We start from the raw sequence: 1730 nt of genomic DNA, 5'->3' as shown, positions 1-1730 counted from the left end.
AGATCCCTGAAAGATGATCAGGTAGATAGGTTCGAGGTGGAAGCATGGCGACATGTGGAGCTGACGAATACTAATCGATCGAGGACTTAACCCAACAACAATGAACTAATTTGAACGATAGAACATCTTGATACGAACACATTATCTAGTTTTGAAGGAATAAAAAAAGTTGAAAAAACATCTTGATTTTCTTCAAAGATATATTATAATAATATTTGTCTGGTAATGATGGCGAAGAGGTCACACCCGTTCCCATACCGAACACGGAAGTTAAGCTCTTCAGCGCCGATGGTAGTTGGGGGATCTCCCCCTGTGAGAGTAGGACGTTGCCAGGCTGGTATTAATCCACCATAGCTCAGCGGTAGAGCATTCGGCTGTTAACCGAAGGGTCGTAGGTTCGAATCCTACTGGTGGAGCCAACTAAATGGAGAGCTGTCCGAGTGGCCGAAGGAGCACGATTGGAAATCGTGTAGACGGTCAACGCCGTCTCAAGGGTTCAAATCCCTTGCTCTCCGCCATTATCTTTGGCCCGTTGGTCAAGCGGTTAAGACACCGCCCTTTCACGGCGGTAACACGGGTTCGAATCCCGTACGGGTCACCAAAGTTTCTTAGGATAGTAAAAATAACTTTCCTTATGAAGTCTGTCAATGAAAATAACATTTGACATTACATAGGAGGATTAGCTCAGCTGGGAGAGCACCTGCCTTACAAGCAGGGGGTCGGCGGTTCGATCCCGTCATCCTCCACCAGAGGGACTTTGTTTCCTATATACTTTGAGAGCGAAGTGGATTTTAAAGTGTCGATATTATTCCGCCTATTTCCTTCGGAAATAGACAAAATAATATCTGCGGTGTAAGCTCATGTAGCTTACTCTAAGAAGGTAATTCACGGAGTGAATTCATTGGGCTATAGCCAAGCGGTAAGGCATCGCACTTTGACTGCGACATGCGTTGGTTCGAATCCAGCTAGCCCAGCCAATTTTATAAAAATGTATGCGGGTGTGGCGGAATTGGCAGACGCGCTAGACTTAGGATCTAGTGTCTTTGACGTGGGGGTTCGAGTCCCTTCACCCGCACCATACATTTACACTAGCCATTCATTTTCGCGGTCGTGGCGGAATGGCAGACGCGCTAGGTTGAGGGCCTAGTGGGGGCAACCCCGTGGAAGTTCGACTCTTCTCGGCCGCACCAAAAAATAATTCAAAAAAGTGTTGACACTTAATACTGGATTTGATATTATAGTTAAGTCGCCTCTGAGAGGCACATCAAATAAACGATTATATGAAGCGCCCGTAGCTCAATTGGATAGAGCGTTTGACTACGGATCAAAAGGTTAGGGGTTCGAGTCCTCTCGGGCGCGCCATTACTTCTTAAAGTAAACGGGGAGTAGCTCAGCTTGGTAGAGCACTTGGTTTGGGACCAAGGGGTCGCAGGTTCAAATCCTGTCTTCCCGATATTGAAAATATTGCGGGTGTAGTTTAATGGTAAAACCTCAGCCTTCCAAGCTGATGTCGTGGGTTCGATTCCCATCACCCGCTCCATGATTTTGAATGAATGATCTTTGAAAACTAAACAAAACAACAGCGTCATAACGTCGGTTCTATGGAACACGACAAAATGATTTTAAGTAACACAAGCTAGCAAATTTTGAGCAAAAGCTCAGACTCTTTATTGGAGAGTTTGATCCTGGCTCAGGACGAACGCTGGCGGCGTGCCTAATACATGCAAGTC

The 1730-nt window shown here is 46.0% G+C and carries 10 tRNA genes and 3 rRNA genes; all 13 read left to right on the top strand.

Going from position 1 to position 1730, the window contains the following annotated elements:
• A 23S ribosomal RNA gene (locus tag HC179_RS05005) occupies positions 1-94 on the top strand; the annotation flags it as partial.
• Between the two features lie 124 nt (positions 95-218).
• Positions 219-335 (top strand): 5S ribosomal RNA (gene rrf / locus HC179_RS05000).
• A gap of 9 nt (positions 336-344) precedes the next feature.
• A tRNA-Asn gene (locus HC179_RS04995) sits at positions 345-419 on the top strand.
• Positions 420-426: 7 nt separating this feature from the next.
• Positions 427-518: transfer RNA gene (locus HC179_RS04990), tRNA-Ser, on the top strand.
• Positions 519-526: 8 nt separating this feature from the next.
• Positions 527-601 (top strand) — tRNA-Glu (locus tag HC179_RS04985).
• Positions 602-673: 72 nt separating this feature from the next.
• A tRNA-Val gene (locus HC179_RS04980) sits at positions 674-749 on the top strand.
• A gap of 153 nt (positions 750-902) precedes the next feature.
• A tRNA-Gln gene (locus tag HC179_RS04975) sits at positions 903-977 on the top strand.
• 17 nt (positions 978-994) lie between these two features.
• Positions 995-1078: transfer RNA gene (locus HC179_RS04970), tRNA-Leu, on the top strand.
• Between the two features lie 26 nt (positions 1079-1104).
• Positions 1105-1190, top strand: a tRNA-Leu gene (locus tag HC179_RS04965).
• A 95-nt stretch (positions 1191-1285) separates the two neighbouring features.
• Positions 1286-1362, top strand: a tRNA-Arg gene (locus HC179_RS04960).
• 17 nt (positions 1363-1379) lie between these two features.
• Positions 1380-1453: transfer RNA gene (locus tag HC179_RS04955), tRNA-Pro, on the top strand.
• Between the two features lie 13 nt (positions 1454-1466).
• A tRNA-Gly gene (locus HC179_RS04950) sits at positions 1467-1540 on the top strand.
• A gap of 127 nt (positions 1541-1667) precedes the next feature.
• Positions 1668-1730: ribosomal RNA gene (locus HC179_RS04945) — 16S ribosomal RNA — on the top strand; the annotation flags it as partial.

The organism is Bacillus sp. RO1 (assembly GCF_012524115.1).
Taxonomy (GTDB): domain Bacteria; phylum Bacillota; class Bacilli; order Bacillales; family Bacillaceae_I; genus Sutcliffiella_A.
This window is presented reverse-complemented; position numbering and strand designations above follow the sequence as displayed.